The sequence below is a fragment of the Pseudoalteromonas sp. L23 genome, from assembly GCF_021728455.1.
Taxonomy (GTDB): domain Bacteria; phylum Pseudomonadota; class Gammaproteobacteria; order Enterobacterales; family Alteromonadaceae; genus Pseudoalteromonas.
The window spans coordinates 229173-247291 of sequence record NZ_JAKKCW010000006.1 but is presented as its reverse complement, the minus strand read 5'-3'; the positions used below and the strand labels follow the sequence as shown (position 1 = coordinate 247291).

19 protein-coding genes and 1 riboswitch are annotated in these 18119 nt (G+C 43.8%); of the genes, 15 read left to right on the top strand and 4 right to left on the bottom strand.

Features of this window, described 5'->3' with window-relative positions; translation table 11 throughout:
- Nucleotides 1-5 precede the first annotated feature (5 nt).
- From trpS to speD, 9 genes are all read left to right on the top strand, one after another.
- The gene (trpS, locus tag L3V43_RS12585) at nt 6-1010 is read left to right on the top strand and encodes a tryptophan--tRNA ligase (RefSeq protein WP_039494036.1); all 1005 of its coding nucleotides are present in this window, start codon (nt 6-8) and stop codon (nt 1008-1010) included.
- Between the two features lie 185 nt (nt 1011-1195).
- Complete coding sequence (locus L3V43_RS12580; protein WP_237116617.1) at nt 1196-1777, top strand: aminodeoxychorismate/anthranilate synthase component II; 582 nt, start codon at nt 1196-1198, stop codon at nt 1775-1777.
- A gap of 213 nt (nt 1778-1990) precedes the next feature.
- Nucleotides 1991-3166: an HDOD domain-containing protein gene (locus L3V43_RS12575; RefSeq protein ID WP_010607070.1), complete on the top strand. Its 1176-nt coding sequence runs from the start codon at nt 1991-1993 to the stop codon at nt 3164-3166.
- A 357-nt stretch (nt 3167-3523) separates the two neighbouring features.
- Nucleotides 3524-4735 (top strand): aspartate aminotransferase family protein, encoded by a 1212-nt coding sequence (locus tag L3V43_RS12570; protein ID WP_206472683.1) that lies wholly within the window; start codon nt 3524-3526, stop codon nt 4733-4735.
- Nucleotides 4736-4802: 67 nt separating this feature from the next.
- Nucleotides 4803-5816: an arginine N-succinyltransferase gene (gene astA / locus L3V43_RS12565; protein WP_010607072.1), complete on the top strand. Its 1014-nt coding sequence runs from the start codon at nt 4803-4805 to the stop codon at nt 5814-5816.
- Between the two features lie 15 nt (nt 5817-5831).
- Complete coding sequence (astD, locus tag L3V43_RS12560; RefSeq protein ID WP_069020533.1) at nt 5832-7304, top strand: succinylglutamate-semialdehyde dehydrogenase; 1473 nt, start codon at nt 5832-5834, stop codon at nt 7302-7304.
- Nucleotides 7305-7456: 152 nt separating this feature from the next.
- Nucleotides 7457-7792 carry a DUF3802 family protein gene (locus tag L3V43_RS12555; RefSeq protein WP_029215895.1) on the top strand — a complete coding sequence of 112 codons (336 nt, stop codon included), beginning with the start codon at nt 7457-7459 and terminating at the stop codon, nt 7790-7792.
- Nucleotides 7793-7895: 103 nt separating this feature from the next.
- Nucleotides 7896-8309 carry an OsmC family protein gene (locus L3V43_RS12550; protein ID WP_010607074.1) on the top strand — a complete coding sequence of 138 codons (414 nt, stop codon included), beginning with the start codon at nt 7896-7898 and terminating at the stop codon, nt 8307-8309.
- Between the two features lie 85 nt (nt 8310-8394).
- Nucleotides 8395-9204 carry an adenosylmethionine decarboxylase gene (speD, locus tag L3V43_RS12545; protein WP_095726638.1) on the top strand — a complete coding sequence of 270 codons (810 nt, stop codon included), beginning with the start codon at nt 8395-8397 and terminating at the stop codon, nt 9202-9204.
- 131 nt (nt 9205-9335) lie between these two features.
- Here speD and L3V43_RS12540 read toward each other — a convergent pair whose 3' ends face one another.
- The 3 genes from L3V43_RS12540 to L3V43_RS12530 all read right to left on the bottom strand — a co-directional run bounded on the left by L3V43_RS12540 (nt 9336) and on the right by L3V43_RS12530 (nt 10755).
- The gene (locus L3V43_RS12540) at nt 9336-9992 is read right to left on the bottom strand and encodes a hypothetical protein (protein ID WP_237116618.1); all 657 of its coding nucleotides are present in this window, start codon (nt 9990-9992) and stop codon (nt 9336-9338) included.
- 87 nt (nt 9993-10079) lie between these two features.
- Complete coding sequence (locus L3V43_RS12535) at nt 10080-10247, bottom strand: hypothetical protein (RefSeq protein WP_237116619.1); 168 nt, start codon at nt 10245-10247, stop codon at nt 10080-10082.
- A 154-nt stretch (nt 10248-10401) separates the two neighbouring features.
- Entirely contained in the window at nt 10402-10755 is a 354-nt protein-coding gene (locus L3V43_RS12530; protein ID WP_237116620.1) for a helix-turn-helix transcriptional regulator, read from the bottom strand.
- Between the two features lie 346 nt (nt 10756-11101).
- On the opposite strand from L3V43_RS12530, the gene L3V43_RS12525 reads away from it, so the two are divergent.
- Nucleotides 11102-11335, top strand: a complete 234-nt coding sequence (locus L3V43_RS12525) for a hypothetical protein (protein ID WP_010607079.1) — start codon at nt 11102-11104, stop codon at nt 11333-11335.
- Between the two features lie 125 nt (nt 11336-11460).
- Here the strand turns inward: L3V43_RS12525 and L3V43_RS12520 are convergent, their stop codons facing one another.
- A complete protein-coding gene (locus L3V43_RS12520) occupies nt 11461-13539 on the bottom strand; it encodes a TonB-dependent receptor (protein ID WP_174170548.1) in 2079 nt (692 codons plus the stop codon).
- Nucleotides 13540-13650: 111 nt separating this feature from the next.
- Here L3V43_RS12520 and L3V43_RS12515 point away from each other — a divergent pair, with 111 nt between their 5' ends.
- The 5 genes from L3V43_RS12515 to thiS all read left to right on the top strand — a co-directional run bounded on the left by L3V43_RS12515 (nt 13651) and on the right by thiS (nt 18118).
- Complete coding sequence (locus L3V43_RS12515) at nt 13651-14058, top strand: acyl-CoA thioesterase (RefSeq protein WP_010607081.1); 408 nt, start codon at nt 13651-13653, stop codon at nt 14056-14058.
- 104 nt (nt 14059-14162) lie between these two features.
- Nucleotides 14163-14582, top strand: coding sequence for an META domain-containing protein (locus L3V43_RS12510; RefSeq protein ID WP_010607082.1), 420 nt, complete (start codon nt 14163-14165; stop codon nt 14580-14582).
- Between the two features lie 68 nt (nt 14583-14650).
- Nucleotides 14651-14781: riboswitch (TPP riboswitch) on the top strand.
- A gap of 118 nt (nt 14782-14899) precedes the next feature.
- On the top strand, nt 14900-16852 hold the full coding sequence (thiC, locus tag L3V43_RS12505; RefSeq protein WP_010607083.1) for a phosphomethylpyrimidine synthase ThiC: 1953 nt from the start codon (nt 14900-14902) through the stop codon (nt 16850-16852).
- A 58-nt stretch (nt 16853-16910) separates the two neighbouring features.
- Nucleotides 16911-17924 carry an FAD-dependent oxidoreductase gene (locus L3V43_RS12500; protein ID WP_237116621.1) on the top strand — a complete coding sequence of 338 codons (1014 nt, stop codon included), beginning with the start codon at nt 16911-16913 and terminating at the stop codon, nt 17922-17924.
- Nucleotides 17921-18118: a sulfur carrier protein ThiS gene (thiS, locus tag L3V43_RS12495; RefSeq protein ID WP_010368823.1), complete on the top strand. Its 198-nt coding sequence runs from the start codon at nt 17921-17923 to the stop codon at nt 18116-18118. The genes L3V43_RS12500 and thiS overlap by 4 nt, the downstream gene beginning before the upstream one ends.
- The last annotated feature ends 1 nt before the right edge of the window (nt 18119 follow it).

The following is an 18119-nucleotide window of genomic DNA, read 5'->3' as shown; positions in this document are numbered from 1 at the left end:
ACGACATGAGTAAACCTGTAGTATTAAGTGGTATTCAGCCAACCGGTGGTATGACAATAGGCAATTACGTAGGTGCCATTAACCAGTGGCTTAAACTACAAAACGATCATGATTGTTACTTTATGTTGGTTGACTTGCATGCCATTACGGTTCGCCAAGAGCCACAGCAACTACGCGATCGCGTATTAGACGGCGTAGCACTATATACTGCTTGCGGCATCGACCCAGATAAATCGTCACTTTTTGTGCAATCACAGGTTCCTGAGCATGCTCAACTAGGTTGGGTGCTGAACTGTTATGCACAGATGGGTGAGTTAAACCGCATGACGCAGTTTAAAGATAAGTCAGCAAAGCACGCCAATAACGTAAATGTTGGCTTATTCGCCTATCCAGTATTGCAAGCTGCGGATATTTTATTGTATCAAGCGGATCAAGTACCGGTTGGTGAAGACCAAAAGCAACACCTTGAGTTGACCCGCGATATCGCAACGCGCTTTAACAATCTGTATGGCGATGTCTTTAAGATCCCAGAACCTTATATTCCAGAGTTTGGCGCTCGTGTTATGAGCTTGCAAGATCCGAGCAAGAAGATGTCAAAATCAGACGAAAACCCAAATGGTTTTGTGATGCTGTTGGATGAACCTAAGAAGATAGAGAAAAAGCTGAAAAAAGCGGTAACGGATTCAGATGAGCAAGCACGCATTTACTTTGATCGTGTTGAAAAGCCAGGAGTATCCAACTTACTGACTCTACTTAGTGTTGCAACTAAACGCTCAATTGAAGAGTTAGTGCCAGAGTACGAAGACAAAATGTACGGCCATTTGAAGAAAGACACTGCCGATGCGGTAGTGAATATGCTTGAGCCTATTCAAGCGCGCTTTAAAGAAATCCGTGAAGATCAAACTCTGCTGAACGAAATCATGAAAAAAGGTGCGGAAAAAGCAAGTATTCGTGCCGAAAAAACGCTTAAAGCTGTGTATGACGCCGTCGGTTTTATTCCTCGCGGTTAATAAAACACAAAGAAAGACACCATTTATGGTGTCTTTTTGTATTACAAGGGCCTATTGCCCCTTGGTTTAAAGCAGATACTAGATATAAGAAAACCCTCCTGTTGAGTTCGTGATAAAATAGACTTATAACGAACATCTTTACCCTAGTGGCGAATAGGCTGCTTGGTTCTTTTAGTGGTACCTACATGCTGTTGATGATTGATAACTATGATTCCTTTACCTACAACCTAGTGCAGTATTTTCAGCGCTTAGACGTGGACGTGCTGGTAAAGCGGAATGATGAAATCAGCGCCTCACAAATCAAGAAGCTTAATCCCAAATATGTTGTGCTATCTCCTGGCCCTTGCAGTCCTGATGAAGCGGGGATCTCGCTTGAAGTCGTAAAACGTCTACAGGGACAAATCCCTATTCTTGGCATTTGCCTTGGTCATCAAACTATTGCACAAGCTTTAGGTGGCAAAGTCATTCGCGCAAAACAAGTGATGCATGGGAAAACGTCTCAAGTGCACCATAACAATATAGGCGTATTTCAAGGCCTGCCATCACCATACGAAGTATGCCGCTACCACTCTTTGGTTGTTGAGCAAAGTAGCTTACCAAAGTCTCTAGCCGTAACGGCTTGGACACAGACACAAGAGGGGGAGCGTGATGAAATTATGGGACTCTTGGCATCCGATAGAGCACTTGAAGGTGTGCAATTTCACCCAGAAGCTATCCTCACTGAACACGGCTTAGCATTACTTGATAACTTTATAAAACGCTTCTAAAGTTTAAACAAAACCAACGGGATTTCGCCTAGGTGTTATACATCCATATTCGCTGCGTTTTTGTTGGTTAGACTAGTTTTTGATACGTAACTTTTTGATTCTATTGTGCGCAATATCAAATCATAATATTGCTTTTACTGGTATAATGTTAATCAGTAAGACGATTCTGTTGAGTGCTTAACTCAGTGTTTTTCCTTTAGATAAGTAGCATGCATGACGCAAGAAAATAAGCAAATTAGAATGGCACAAGCGCTATCCGAGCGTGCCCATGACCTTCTTATCAGCCTCAACTTTGCGCAAAAGCAAATAGGCTATATCCATACATTTGATATTAGCTATGGGGAGAATATCGCACAGCGCACTATGCTAGAGGTGGAAATTGCAGCGGCTGCAAAACGCCAAGAAAGCAGCACAAGCCATCACAAATATATTGCCAAAGCGAGTAAGCATCTACATTCCGTTATCGAAGAAGCTATCACAAAGCAACTGCATGACCTTGATAATATCTATCATGAAGTCATTGGCATTCAAGACTCCGTTCCTGCGATTTTAGACATTCTTGCCGTGCGCTCAGCTTCAGTTGGGCGTTTAGAACCTTTGGTTAATGACTTAAGTTGGTTGGGTCGTGAGCTAGTTTCGCTAGTCAACTTGCCACAGTATCGCAAAAAAAACAGTAAAGGCACGTCCATTAAGGTCGACACGCCGGCATTAGCATTAAGGTATTTAGGCCTTGAGAACTTGCAAATGGTGATCCCGACAATGGCGGTAAGACACTGGATGCCGCATGCTACAGAACCATTTGGTTTAATGAAGCGTAAATTACGCGAGCTGAGCATGAGCACGGCCATTGCGGCAAAAGAGCTGGCACCATTTTTTGGGGTAAAAGAACAGCATGCGTTTACTTTAGGCATGTTACTAGAACTTGGGAAAGTGGCCTTGATCCGTCTTTATTTACGCACCTTCGAAAAGGTGTGGCAAGCCAAGGTGCAAATAGCACGAGACAAAAAGCAAAAAGACCTACACACCGCATTAATGGAGTTATCTCCTGATCCGTTATTTTTACGTAACTTGTTGATAGAACATTCAGCAGAGATTTCACGTAAGCTAATTGAAAAAATGGAGTTACGTTATTTACCCTTTAATGCCGTCATGGAAGAGTATGCGCAAACTTATCTACCAAATGCGCATAAAAACATTGCCGACCCATTACCTCTGACACAAGTGATGCAAAAAGCCTATGGCTACGCACAACTGCTTGTTTTAAAAGATAGTCAGTTAATTGAAGACGACGAAGCCGAGATTTTGCTCAATCATTTAGAACTTACCGAGGAAATGCGTCAGCAATTGGCAAAATGTGCGTTCCATAACCTGCAGTTGACGATTTTGTAAAAAAAATTGAAATTTTTTTTGCGACTATTCATTCAAAACCTAATCTTAAATGATCTGTGCAAGGCTGCACGGCGCTTGCTTTGCCCTAAATATCTGCCCTAGATAGTTATTCACTTGAGTTGAGAATATATGTTAAACCCTTGAATACTAAGGGCTGAGAACGTGGTATAAGTGAGACAAATGGCGCTTTTTCTGGAATAATGAGCGTATGAATTTTGTGCCATCAAGGGGCGGGTCAAAATACATAGCACCGAATTGGTGTGAATAAATATCCTATCAAGTGGCGGCAACGCGCCGACCTCCAAAAGGAAATGACTCCTTGTTTGCACTTTCACTCACCAAATATGAGGAAATAAAATGACTATCAATCGTGAATTGTTTGACGACGTAATGGTACCTAACTACGCACCTTCAGCGGTAATTCCAGTGAAAGGTGAAGGTTCTCGAGTATGGGATCAGGAAGGTCGTGAGTACATCGACTTTGCTGGTGGTATCGCAGTTAACTGTCTAGGTCATTGTCACCCAGCTTTGGTGGGCGCGCTTAAAGAGCAAGGCGAGAAAATTTGGCATCTATCTAACGTGATGACCAATGAGCCCGCACTACGTTTAGCGAAAAAGCTAACTGATGCCACGTTCGCAGAAAAAGTCTACTTTGCAAACTCAGGTGCAGAAGCGAACGAAGCTGCGCTTAAACTAGCACGCCGTTGGGCACTAGATAAGTTTGGTGCTGAAAAGTCGCAAATCATCTCTTTCAACAAAGGTTTCCATGGCCGTACTTTCTTCACTGTGACCGTAGGTGGTCAAGCTGCATACTCTGATGGCTTCGGTCCAAAGCCGGGCGACATTGTTCACACAGACTATAACGATTTAGCGGCATTTGAAGCGCTTATTTCAGACAACACTTGTGCCGTGATGATGGAGCCGCTACAAGGCGAAGGTGGTATCATTTCACCAACGGCTGAGTTCGTAAAAGGTGTTCGCGAGCTGTGTGACAAGCACAACGCGCTACTTATTTTTGATGAAGTGCAAACTGGTGTTGGCCGTACTGGTGACCTGTATGCATACCAAGGTTTAAACGTAACTCCTGATATTTTAACAACGGCTAAAGCGCTTGGCGGTGGTTTCCCTATCGGCGCGATGATCACAACAACTGAGATTGCTGCGCACCTAAAAGTGGGTACTCACGGTTCTACATACGGCGGTAACCCGCTGGCGTGTGCGGTTGCAGAAGCGGCATTTGACACAGTAAACACAACAGCAGTACTTGATGGCGTAAAAGCAAAAGAGCAGCTGTTCCGTGAACTACTAAACGACATCAACGAAAAGTACAACGTATTTACCGAAGTACGTGGTAAAGGTCTACTGCTTGGTGGTGTAGTCACTGAAAAGTACGAAGGCAAAGCAAAAGAATTCTTGGTTGAAGGTATCAAGCAAGGTGTGATGTCGCTGGTTGCTGGTGCAAACGTAGTACGTTTCACTCCATCTCTTGTTATTCCAGAAGCTGACATTCGCGAAGGGATGGCACGTTTTGAAAAAGCCGTTGCTGCGGTAGTTGCTAACAACGCTTAATACTGGTTGCAAGGTCACCTTTTGGTGGCCTTGTTGTTATCCACATTTTTGAGGAGTAAGCGGGCTCATGATGATCCTTCGCCCAATCCAAGAAAGCGATTATCCAGCGCTTTTAAACATTGCTCACGAATCAGGCCACGGTTTTACCTCTTTGCCTGTTAACGAAGAGCTATTACAGAAGAAGATTGCACGCTCTGTTGCTTCATTTGGCAAGCAAGCAGACAAGCCTTTTGATGAAGGCTATTTATTTGTATTAGAAGATACTGAAACAGGCGAGGTGGTTGGTACCAGCGGTATCGAAGCTGCGGTTGGTTTAGATGATGCGTTTTATCATTATCACCTAAGCAAAGTGATCCACTCTTCACGCACACTCGATGTTTATAAAGCAGTGGATATTTTAACGCTATGTAATGACTACACTGGCGCGACGGAATTATGCACCCTGTTTTTAAAAGATGGCTATCGCAAAGGCGCAAACGGCAAACTGCTATCTCGCTCTCGCTTTATGTTTATTAACCAACATCGTGCTCGTTTTGCTGAAACCGTTATCGCGGAAATGCGTGGTGTTTCTAACGAGCAAGGCGAAAGCCCGTTCTGGCAATGGCTTGAAGAGCATTTCTTCTCGATGGATTTCCCGACAGCGGATTATCTAACGGGTATCGGCCAAAAGGTCTTTATTGCTGAATTAATGCCAAAGTACCCAATCTACGTGAACCTGCTTAGTAAAGAAGCACAAGCGGTGATTGGTGAAGTTCATGACAATACGCGTCCTGCGATTGAGCTACTAAAAAGCGAAGGTTTCACATTTAATGGTTATGTTGATATCTTCGACGCGGGTCCAACGGTAGAAGCAAAAGTGGGGAACATCCGCACGGTTCGCAATAGTGAAACTCGTACTGTGAAAATAGGCGAAAGCAACGGTGGATTCCCTGTTATGGTCGCAAATGGTAAACTTGTTGATTATCGCGCGACAGTAATTGAGTTAGCCCTGACTGATGGCAATGAAGTTACGCTTGCTCCACATGTTGCCGCGGCGCTAAAAGTTGAAGAAGGCGATCAAGTAAGCCTAGTAAAGATTTAAGATTGGGAACAGATTATGACAACACATGCAGCACAACTAATAAATGGTGAGTGGATTGCAGGACAAGGCGCAAGCTTTAGCTCTGTAAACCCAGCAAACAACGACGTTATTTGGAGCGCAAACGCAGCTACTGCTGAGCAAGTTGACGGCGCGGTAAAAGCGGCTCGTGAAGCTTTCTATTCATGGAGCGACATGAGCTTTGAAGCGCGTCTAGAAATCGTTAAGCGTTTCGCTGAAGTATTAAAAGAAAATAGCGAAGAGCTGGCTATTGCAATTGCTAAAGAAACGGGTAAGCCACTTTGGGAAACTCGTACAGAAGCGGGTGCTATGGTAGGTAAAATCGCGATTTCTGAGAAAGCCTATCAAGAGCGTACAGGTGTTGTTGAAAATCCAATGCCAGTTGGCCGTGCCGTGATCCGTCACAAGGCACATGGTGTAGTTGCTGTATTTGGCCCATATAACTTCCCTGGTCACTTACCTAATGGTCACATCGTACCTGCGCTACTTGCTGGTAACACGGTTATCTTTAAGCCATCTGAACTAACGCCATATGTTGCTGAGCTAACGCTTAAATACTGGCAACAAGCGGGTCTTCCTGCTGGTGTTATTAATCTAGTTCAAGGCGAAGTTGAAACAGGTAAAGCACTTGCGTCACACGCGGGTATTGACGGCTTATTCTTTACTGGCTCTTCTCGTACGGGTCACTTGCTACATGAGCAATATGCAGGTCAACCGGGTAAGATTTTAGCGCTTGAAATGGGCGGTAATAACCCGCTTATCGTAAAAGACGTAGCGGATACCAAAGCGGCAGTACACGACATTATTCAATCTGCGTTTATCTCAAGTGGTCAACGTTGTACTTGTGCTCGTAAACTATTCCTTCCTGCGGGTGAACAAGGTGACACAATCCTTGAGCAACTGATCAAAGCAACTAAAGCGATTAAAGTGGGTAACTTTGACGATGCAGATCAACCGTTCATGGGCTCAATGATCTCAAATGCAGCAGCCGCTGGCATGGTAAAAGCACAACAACAGCTTGTTGAGCTCGGTGGTCAGTCGCTTATCGAGCTGACGCACACAGAAGGCACAGGCTTTGTGACGCCAGGTATCATCGAATGTACTAACATTGCAGACTTCCCTGATGAAGAGCACTTTGGTCCGCTGTTAAAAATATTCCGCTACACAGACTTTGACGCAGCTATCGAAAAAGCGAACGAGACAAGCTTTGGCTTATCAGCAGGTCTGCTTGGCGACAACGAAGCTGATTACGACCGTTTCTTACGTCGTATTCGCGCAGGTATCGTAAACTGGAACCGCCCAATCACTGGCGCTTCAAGTGCAGCTCCGTTTGGTGGTATCGGTGCATCAGGTAACCACCGTGCAAGTGCATACTACGCGGCAGATTACTGTGCATACCCAGTGGCTTCTGTGGAACTAGAAAAGGTAACTTTACCTTCTAGCTTGAGCCCAGGTTTATCTTTGGATTAAAATGCCAATATTGAGGTTTACTCAATAAAAATTGATAAGAAAAGCAGCTTCGGCTGCTTTTTTGTGTCTAGTTGACTACAAAAGTAGCAATCGAAAAAACTTTCTGCTTAAATCAATAGGAGATGTCTTTGATAGGTTCGGGTGAGCAAAGTATGGTTTTAGATAAACAAGGGTACGATGATTTAGTCATGTATTTGACGCAAAACTTAGCCTTGTTTGAGAAGTCTGGGACGGTTGAACCAGGGGCTCCAACAGTCATGGAATTAATCGAAGATGTGATCGCTGAAAACGTTATCCGTATATGCGAGCAGCACACAGAGTTATCTACAGAGCAGCGCAGTATGATCGTGCGTGAGGTAGATGGCATTGTGTATGACTTACAAGAAGTGCTATCAAGTGTTGTTGATAGACGTGTCACCGTAGAACAAAAAGAGTTTATCGAAGAATTCGCAGGTTTGGTCAAAAACCTGTTTGATTCTGCTGTATAGCTTGGCACAATCACTATCGACAGTGTAGAAAACACACTTAGAGGCAATTCTAGGTTTAAGATACACCGCCATTTGGCGGTGTTATGCTTTATAGAGGATAACTATGTTAGCTAGCGTAAAATGGGTTGAAGGAGATACCTTTATCGGTCGCTCTGCGTCGGGGCATAATGTGGTATTTGATGCCGGTTCTGATAGTGCTGCGCCAAGTCCAATGGAGATGGTATTAATGTCAGCGGGATGTTGTTCGTCAGTCGATGTAGTCAGCATTCTACAAAAGGCGCGTCAGGATGTGACCGACGTGGAAGTAAAATTAACCGCAGAGCGCGCAGAAAGCGCACCTCGGGTTTTTACCAAGATCAATTTACACTTTGTGGTGAAAGGGCGTAATGTCTCTGAAAAACACCTAGAAAGAGCCGTAAGTTTATCCGCTGAAAAGTATTGTTCAGTGGCATTAATGCTTGAAAAAGCAGTAGAAATTACGCATAGCCATGAAGTGGTTGAAATTGACGAAAAATAACGCTTTTTCATAGCGCTATTTTCGTATAAAATCCGCGAACTTTTGTTTCTGCAGCGCAGATTTTTTGTATTAAGGTGGGTCTATCGTGAACAAGCCCTTTGATAAAATTAAACTCCATGGCTTTAACAACTTAACTAAGAGTTTAAGCTTTAGCATTTACGATATTTGCTACGCCAAGACCGAGCAGCAACGTAAAGAATATCTAGAATATATCGATGAGCAGTATAGTGCTGATCGTTTGACGGATATTCTAAAAGACGTAACGGATATTATCGGTGCAAACGTACTGAATATCGCGCGTCAAGATTATGAACCACAAGGGGCGAGTGTGACGATCTTAGTATCAGAAGAGCCTGTTGAACAACAGACTTTTGATAGTAATGAAGCACCAGGACCATTGCCTGATTCAGTGGTTGCACATTTGGATAAGAGTCACATCTGTGTTCATACTTATCCTGAAGCGCACCCACATGATGGCATTTGTACTTTTAGAGCAGATATCGAAGTTTCAACGTGTGGCATTATTTCGCCACTTAAAGCGCTTAACTTCTTAATTCACTCTTTAGAGTCAGATGTGGTGACGATTGATTATCGTGTTCGTGGATTTACTCGTGACGTTAATGGTGTTAAACACTATATCGACCACGCAATTCACTCGATCCAGAATTACATGACGGAAGATACTAAAGACGCATACCACATGGTAGACGTAAACGTGTATCAAGAGAACCTATTCCACACTAAGATGATGCTTAAGGAAACAGACCTAAATGCATATCTATTTGGAATTAGTACTGATGATTTAGACGCAGACGAAGAGGAAGAAATTCGTCTTAAGCTGAATCGTGAAATTCAGGAAGTGTTCTATGGTCGCAATTTACCAGAAACTGAATAATCAGCGGTAAATTGAGGAATTAAAAAAGGCGCGCAAGCGCCTTTTTTAATGTCTGAGATTCCTTGTTAAGTCATCATATAAGCGCATAGAGCACGACTGTACCCGCTTATAAGGTGACAGTTATAAAATCACTAAGATTCGCTATCTAACTCTTCATCTGGTGTATCAGGGCGCTGTCGTTCGACAAAGATAGTGGCTAGTAGGGTGGTGATCACACAAGCCAAGAGAATCGACTTCAAGTACTCATAACTTTTATAGACCCAACCCCAACTCCAAAAGGGTTTCGAAGCTTCTTCTGAAACACCAAAAAAGAGATCCATATTGCGGATCAGGTTTTCACCAAAGGCTGCTAAATCAACAATAATAAAAGCGAAGAAAATACCATAAAGAATGGGGTCTGCATGGGTCATGTAGATAGATTGCCAGTTCTCTGGGTTTGTTTTTCGTATATACTTAAGGGATAAGCGCATACGATACTTTAGCAATATCATGGTTATTAAATCTAAAATAAAGTGAGTACCAAAGATAAAGGCATTATTTAGATATGGAGGGAATTCATTAGGGTTGTACTTAAGCAAGTAAAGGATCACCAAGTATTCAACCAATATCATGAGTAACAAAATAAAAGTGATGTGCTTAATATTCTCAAGGTTCTTACCAAGAATACTGATGACAAAAATAATGATTAACCAAACACTGTTAATATATAGTTCAAAGCGTATGTAGGCTGCTGAAAGCAAAATAGCTGTCACTACTCCAAATAATAAAAAAATCCATGATAACTTCATTGCTTTTCCTGATATCTCCAGCGTTTATTCTGCGCACTCTAGAGTCGGCAGCATGACTCTCAGCTGCCGGTGAGTATATTTGCTCATCTAGTTGTAAGGCGGCTCTGTACAAACTGCAGTTTGTTGTTCTATTTCTACTTTTGGGTCTTTATCTTTATTTGGACCGCTGCCACCAGAAACCATTTTTGTTTCTTTGAGGTGGAGCTGATAAATATCTGAAAGCTTACTAGTAGTCTTTTTTAGCAAAAAGCGCATAATGACGTCCTTTTTAAGTTAAGTTTTGCGGTGTTTAGTTTCCACTCCACTTTACTCCTTAACAACAAAGTTGAAAACACTATGTTGTAAATAGGCATTATTCGTAACTTTATTGTTTTCCATCTAGCAGAAGGATTATGAAAGTGTGAGTCTTTCATTTGCCGTTATCCTCGTTACTTGATTTGCTATTTCGTGGTGTTGGAGACTTGCGCCATAACTTGGTGTCGTCAATTTTGTCTCTTAAGGCAAGGATTTGTTCTCTAAGTGGATTAAGGTTGATGCCGCAGGCGTCGCACCATACTTCAAAATATTCGTAGGGAAATTTGCTTACGCCTTTTTCGTAGTTTTCGTAAGTGCCACGCTCCACGCCGACCAAGTTAGCCATTTCTTGCGTGGTTTTGCCAGCGACTTTGCGCATGCGGCGCAGGTCGTCTCCTGTAAAGCGCTTATCATATTTCCCCACCAACTCAATCCTTTTTGCCTGTCGCACTCGCGTCACAAACAGCATCAGTCCCTATGTTGTCTGATGTACGCTATTTGTTTGTCTCTATTGTTCGCTTAACCAAGTTGCATTTTTGTATCTAAACCGTAAACGCGAGTCTATCGTAGAAATTTTCTTTTTCAAGTGTATTCAGTCGAAAAATGAACATTTTGTTGCATTTAATGAATCTTCGCTCGATTTTTTAGGCGAAGCCTGAGATGAGTAACTCTTGAGTCAAAGGAGGTGTTGCTATGATGGTGCTGGCGTTTTTAATTAATTTACAAATAAATTCAAAAAAATTTTCTTCGCGCAGATTTTTGCCCGAAGCTTTTGTTACTTTAGTGTGAAATAAAGTGACATGTTGGAGAGCAATATGGATTATCTACGCCAATATCATGACTTAACGATTTATTACGATGCCCTCAAGAAGGCGGCAAGGCAGGGTGACGAGGTGCCAGACACCACAACCAAATGGTTAGCACTGGTGGAAACAACCTTGTTTGAACTGCAAGAGCTTGCCCATATGGAAAAGGCTTACATGCAGAAGTCAAAAACGATGAATAATCTGGTTGAGTTGGTGTATTCCAGTGCCCCAAGCATGGAGTAACTAAAAGGGTAATTGCTTTTTGAGTTTTTGCGGTGAGGGGGAACGTTTTACTCTAATTTTACGTTCCCCCTTTTTTCTTTTTGTGCCCGTTTATCGCCTTATGTGTAGGCGATAAACGGGTCGTACTACAGTTCGTAAGTAAAACTTAGACCATAAACGCGCGGCTCGCCGTACTGTACATAGGTATTGTCTTGCCAGCCGTCTAGTGGATTATTACCAAACCTAAAGCCACGCACTACAATGTCTTCGTCTGCTAGGTTTCTACCCCAAGCCGTTAATGACCAGTTGTCGCCATAGTAACTAAGGCTTGCGTTGATTAGGTTATGATTGCGTGCTTGCTCGTTGTGACTGTCCGAGAGGTAATAGTTGTCTTTGCCTTCCACACCCAATTCAACCACTAGGTTATCCATTAACTCGTAATTGACGGCAAACGAGTATTGATAATTTGGCGCTTGTGCTTGGTCTCGACCATCAAGGTTTAGGCCACTGGCAGCCACAAAGTCTTCAATCTCGGTCTCTAAATAGCCTGCGCTATAGCTAAAACCAAGGCGGTCCGTGTATTGTAGGTTGCCTTCAACTTCTAGGCCGTAGTTACTGCCTTTACTGGCGTTGTCGATGTAGCCTGCAAATTGCTGGTTAGAAACTTGCCATTGCTTTAACTGGATATCATCGCGTTGCATATAAAAAGCGGTAACCCGCACAAGGTGACGTTTGTCTTCAGATTCACCTTTTACGCCAAACTCAGCGTTCCAAACATACTCTGGGTCAAAGTAATGGTGTTCGGCCGGAATGTTTAAACCTTCATCTTTGGCTTTTGCTAGTGCTTCGCCGTTTACACCGCCGACTTTGTAACCGCGAGTAAGGCTGGTGTAGATCATCGTGCGCGGTACAACTTGATATTCAAGTGCAACTTTTCCGCCCCACATTACATCATCGGTTTCAATGGTAAAGCCGTTACTATCTAAATAGTCAGCGTCATATTGCTCCGCGCGAAGGCCACCGATAAGACGGGTTTTGTCAGATAGGTGATGTACGTATTGACCAAAAATCGCTCTACTTTCTACGGTGTATGCTGACGTAAATGGGTTCTCAAGCCAAGTGTAATGACGGGTCAAATCAACATCGTTACGCTTTGCAAAAACACCTACCACCCAGTCATTTTGCTTATCTTTGATTAAAAACTCTATATTGCCATTTTCATGGTTACGCTCGTAGGCATCGGTTGAGCTGTATCCTTCTGGGTGCAAGCCTGCTGCACATAGCGCTGGTTGAGCTGCGTCGTTACATACCCAATCTTCGTCGTAGCTATATAAAGTATCAGCATCTAGCCCAGATACTTTAAATTCGACATTGAATAAGTCTGAGCGAGTGTAAATTCCACGTAGTGAAAACGCATCGGAGCTGAGGTTGTCTTGGCCCGGGGTATCAGCAACGCTGTTACGTGAATTATCTAGGGTAAAACCGTCGTACCCGTTTTCAGTATCAATATGGTGATAAGCGAACTCTAGTGCGAGGTTGTCGCTCACTTGAGAGTTAAGTTTCACTCTTGCTACTTGCTCGTCTTGTTGCTGAGTGGGTTTGTTTAGGTAGAGGTTATCTACGTAACCGTCAGACTCTCGCTGATAAAGGCTGACGCGCACTGCGGTGTCGTCGCTTAATCCAGTGCCCGCAGCAAGGCCTGCTTCATAGCTACCGTAATTGCCTGCACCTAATTTCACTTTTAATGATGGCGCTGTGGTAGCGGCTTGGGTATTTACTTCAACGATTCCTGCTAAAGCATCTGAACCGAATTTAGTGCCTTGAGGGCCGCGATACACTATCACTGACTCAGTATCAAAAAGCAGCGCACTTGCGCCTAATCCTGAATAATTAATACCGTCAATTAATAAGCCAACGCTGGGATAAATAGGATCAACAAACTGTGAACGTAAGCCGATACCACGGATTTGCATAAAGCGACCACGAGACGCACCTGCCGTAAAGTTAACGTTAGCGGTGGCACCTAGTATCTCATCTAAATATTGCGCACCACGCTTAGCGATAGTGAGTTCGTCCACCACCGAAGCGCTTGCACTTAATGTCTGGATAGTTTCATTCTGAAAATCGCCAGTGACGACAATGGTTTCTAGGTTATCGTCGGCAAGTACCTGATGAGAGAAAAATGGCAGCAGTGCCAAGGTGATCGTAGAGAGTTTTAACTTCATGCTTAATCTTTGTCCCATTTTTAATTGGGCACAGTTTAACAAAAGCCAGACCAGTTGACAGTGAAATTGTGTTATATGTTAGCCCGAAAATGTTAAACAAATAGGCCAGATATGAGTTTTAAAGTCGATTTTAAAGTCCGAGATTACGAGTGTGACTTACAGGGAATAGTTAATAACAGCGTGTATTTTAATTATTTAGAGCATGCAAGGCATGAGTTTTTACTGGCGAATAACGTTGATTTTGCAGCGCTTGCTGAGCAAAAAGTGAACTTAGTCGTTATTCGGAGCGAAATGAATTATAAAGACTCGTTACGCCCAGGTGATGAGTTTTATGTTGAAGTCGCACTCGAGCGTGAAAGCAGAGTAAAGTTCGCATTTAAGCAAAAAGTAATAAGAGCGCATGACGATAAGCTAATGCTTGATGCGGTGGTAACAGGGACTTCGGTGAATGAGCGCGGTAGACCGTTTTTACCAGACGCTATTACGCACTTATTTGAAGAGCAGCAATTTGTGAAATAGTTGGTGTTAAAATATTCAGGTAAGACAATTTTACAGAATTTTACTGCAATTTTTGTGTCTTGAAACGTTATAATAAACTTAGGGCATAAAATAGATGGTTTACCATGAAATTCATCAGCATAATCGGCGCAATAATGGCGCTAAGTGGATGTATATCGACAGGGAAGGTAGACACGGAAGCGCTTAAGTATTCCGCTTGGCAGTTACAGAGTATAAATGGTCAACATATTACGCAGTTACAATCAGACGCTGGACTTGGTGAAAAGCCTATTGATATTCGTTTTATCGATGCACTGCAGGTCAACGGTTTTGCGGGTTGTAATCGCTTTTTTGGCGAAGGCGAAATTGTCGAAGGGCAGCTAAAAGTTAAAAACTTAGGCATGACGCGTAAATACTGTGGTGAAGAAATCGCTCAGGTTGAATCACAGCTTATCAACCAATTACAAATTGGTGTATTGCTTGAAGTAAATGCTAATAAGTTGACCTTGAAAGGAAAACCTCAGTTTAGTTTTATTAAACAATAAGCTGAAAATAAGAATTCCAGTGTCAGTGCTTGCGAGCTTTCGTGTTAGCAAGTAGACTGGCGCTAATTCGTTACTTGTCGGAGTGCCTTGAGTTTTTGCAGCAAATTTGTGTGCAGATATTCGGGCTGAGATCGCATTTTGCGGGATCCGTGGACCTGATCAGGTTAATGCCTGCGTAGGGAACAAGACAGCAAACGCGTTGCGTTTGTCTGTAGCAATAGTAGTTTATTGCTATCCACCTTACCCGAGGACTATCCTCGTCTCTCTCCTTTTGGAGATCTGACAAGACACCTTTGTATGAAAATAAGAGGGACGTCATGTCAAACAATAGTAGCAAGCTAAGTCGTCGTGAAGCGCGAGCAGCCGCGGCAGAATTTATCCATAACCTTAAAGGCCAACCATTTCCAAACTCACATAAAGTTTATGTGGAGGGCGAACAAGCAGGCGTACGCGTTGGTATGCGTGAAATCACGCTAAGTGATTCGTTTGTTGGTGGCACCGAAGAAAATCCGGTATTTGAATCAAACGATCCCATTCGTGTTTATGATACTTCAGGTCCATACACAGATCCTGAAGTGCCGGTTGACGTTCGTGCTGGTCTTCCTAAATTTAGAGAGCAGTGGATAGTTGAGCGCGATGATACCGAAATGCTAGAGTCGGTGACGTCACAGTTTTCTCAGCAGCGTATGGCGGATGAAGGGCTTGACCATATTCGCTTTGAACATTTACCTAAAATTCGCCGTGCTAAGGCGGGTAAAAATGTCACGCAAATGCACTACGCCCGTCAAGGCATAGTGACGCCTGAAATGGAATATGTAGCGATCCGTGAAAATATGGGACGCGCTAAGTTGCGTGAAGAATTGCTCGCGCAGCAACACAAAGGCCAATCGTTTGGAGCCAGTATTCCTGAGTTTATTACGCCTGAATTTGTGCGTGATGAAATTGCCCGTGGTCGTGCTGTACTGCCAAACAATATTAATCACCCAGAGACCGAGCCGATGATCATCGGACGTAACTTCCTAGTAAAAGTTAACGCCAATATCGGTAACTCATCAGTGACTTCTTCTATCGAAGAAGAAGTAGAAAAAATGGTATGGTCGACCCGTTGGGGTGCAGATACCGTAATGGATCTGTCGACAGGGCGCTACATTCATGAAACCCGCGAGTGGGTGGTACGTAACTCTCCAGTGCCTATCGGTACGGTTCCAATCTATCAGGCACTAGAAAAAGTAAATGGTGTTGCTGAAGATCTAACGTGGGAGATCTTCCGCGATACCTTGATTGAGCAAGCTGAGCAAGGCGTGGATTACTTTACTATCCACGCGGGAGTACTACTGCGTTACGTGCCGATGACGGCAAAACGCGTGACGGGTATTGTGTCTCGCGGTGGTTCAATTATGGCGAAGTGGTGTTTAGCGCATCATAAAGAAAACTTCCTCTACACGCACTTTGAAGACATCTGTGAAATCTTAAAGCAATACGATGTTTGTTTCTCGTTAGGTGATGGCTTGCGTCCGGGTTCTATTGCCGATGCCAATGACGAAGCACAATTTAGTGAACTGCGTACCCTTGGTGAGTTGACTAAGCTTGCGTGGAAACACGATGTTCAGGTCTTTATTGAAGGCCCAGGACACGTGCCGATGCATATGATCAAAGAGAATATGGAAGAGCAGCTAAAGCACTGCGATGAAGCACCGTTTTACACGCTTGGCCCACTCACAACTGATATCGCTCCGGGTTATGATCACTTCACTTCAGGGATCGGTGCGGCGCAAATTGCGTGGTATGGCTGTGCGATGCTGTGCTATGTGACACCAAAAGAACACTTAGGCTTACCGAATAAAGAAGATGTAAAAGAAGGTTTGATCACCTACAAAATCGCGGCGCATGCAGCGGATTTGGCGAAAGGCCATCCCGGTGCTCAAGTTCGTGACAATGCGCTGTCTAAAGCACGCTTTGAGTTCCGCTGGCACGATCAGTTTAATCTCGGTCTAGATCCAGAGCGTGCTCGTGAATATCACGATGAGACCTTGCCACAAGAGTCGGGCAAAGTCGCTCACTTCTGCTCTATGTGTGGTCCCAAATTCTGCTCGATGAAGATCACCCAAGATGTACGCGACTATGCGAAAGCGTTAGAAGCGCGAGGCATCGACCCTAATAATGTAGGCGAAGAGATCAGCATTAAAATGGTGGATGTTGAAGCCGAGATGAAAGCAAAATCGGAAGAGTTTAAGCAATCAGGCTCTGAGCTTTACCACAAAGCGATATGACCTATCCCATCATAGCCACCTTGATCCCCGTCGGGTGGCTAATTTTAGGAGTGTAGCTATGTCTACTCAAGCACGTGTTGCTATCTTGGGTTTTGGCTTAACTGGGCGCATCGCTGCACTGATGCTCGCTGAGCGTTATCAAATCAGCGTGTTTGAACAAGCAAAGCAAGGTACGGAGAGCTCAGCAGGTAGTGTGGCGGCGGCCATGTTAGCGCCCTTGGCTGAGTCTGTGATATGCGATGAAGCGTTGGCGCTGCAAGGGCTGGAGTCCATGAAACTTTGGCCACAACTACTGGCGAAACTGGAAAGCCCGGTATTTTTCCAGCAGCAAGGCTCTCTTATTGTGGCACATGGTCAAGACCGTGGTGATTTAGTGAGTTTTCAGCAGCGCTTAAAACCGTTAAAAGATCATAGCGCGGAAGTGGTAAATGGTACTCAGATCGCACAATTGGAACCAGAACTTAGTGGTGTGTTCCATCAAGGCTTGTATTTACCTTGCGAAGGCCAGCTTGATAATCAGGCGTTTTATCAAAGTAGTGCGGCAACATTGACGCAGCAAGGGGTAGAGATTAACTACGGTGTTCATTGTGATGAAGCGCAAAAGGCGCAGCTTAGTCAAGCGTATGACTGGGTAATTGATTGTCGCGGTCTTGGTGCGAAAGCCACGTGTAATGGGCTTCGTGGCGTGCGCGGCGAAGTGGCGAGAATTTATGCCCCAGAAGTGACCTTGACTCGACCTGTGCGCTTGATGCACCCAAGATACCCCATTTACATTGCGCCAAAACCAGATCATCAGTTTGTTATTGGTGCGACGGAAATTGAGTCGCAAGATAATGGTGAGATAACGGTACGTTCTACACTCGAATTACTCTCTGCTGCTTATTCGGTTCATCGTGGGTTTGCCGAAGCGCGAGTATTGTCTTTAAACGCAGGACTTAGACCTGCGTTTAAAGATAATCACCCCAAAATTGAACAACAAGGTAATGTGATCAGTATCAATGGTCTATACAGACACGGTTATTTGCTGGCACCGCTTATCGTGAAACAAGCACTATCTAAGGAGTTATTATGAAAGTCGAATTTAATGGCGAAACGATTAATATCAACCGCGAGCAAAATATTCAGGAATTTATTGAAGCCAGAGGTGCCAAACCGCCTTTTGCCGTCGCGCTTAATGGTACTTTTGTTTCCCGTACGGAGCTGCCAAGCGTGACATTGAGCGACGGTGATAAGATTGAGCTTTTATCGCCAATTCAAGGGGGATAAA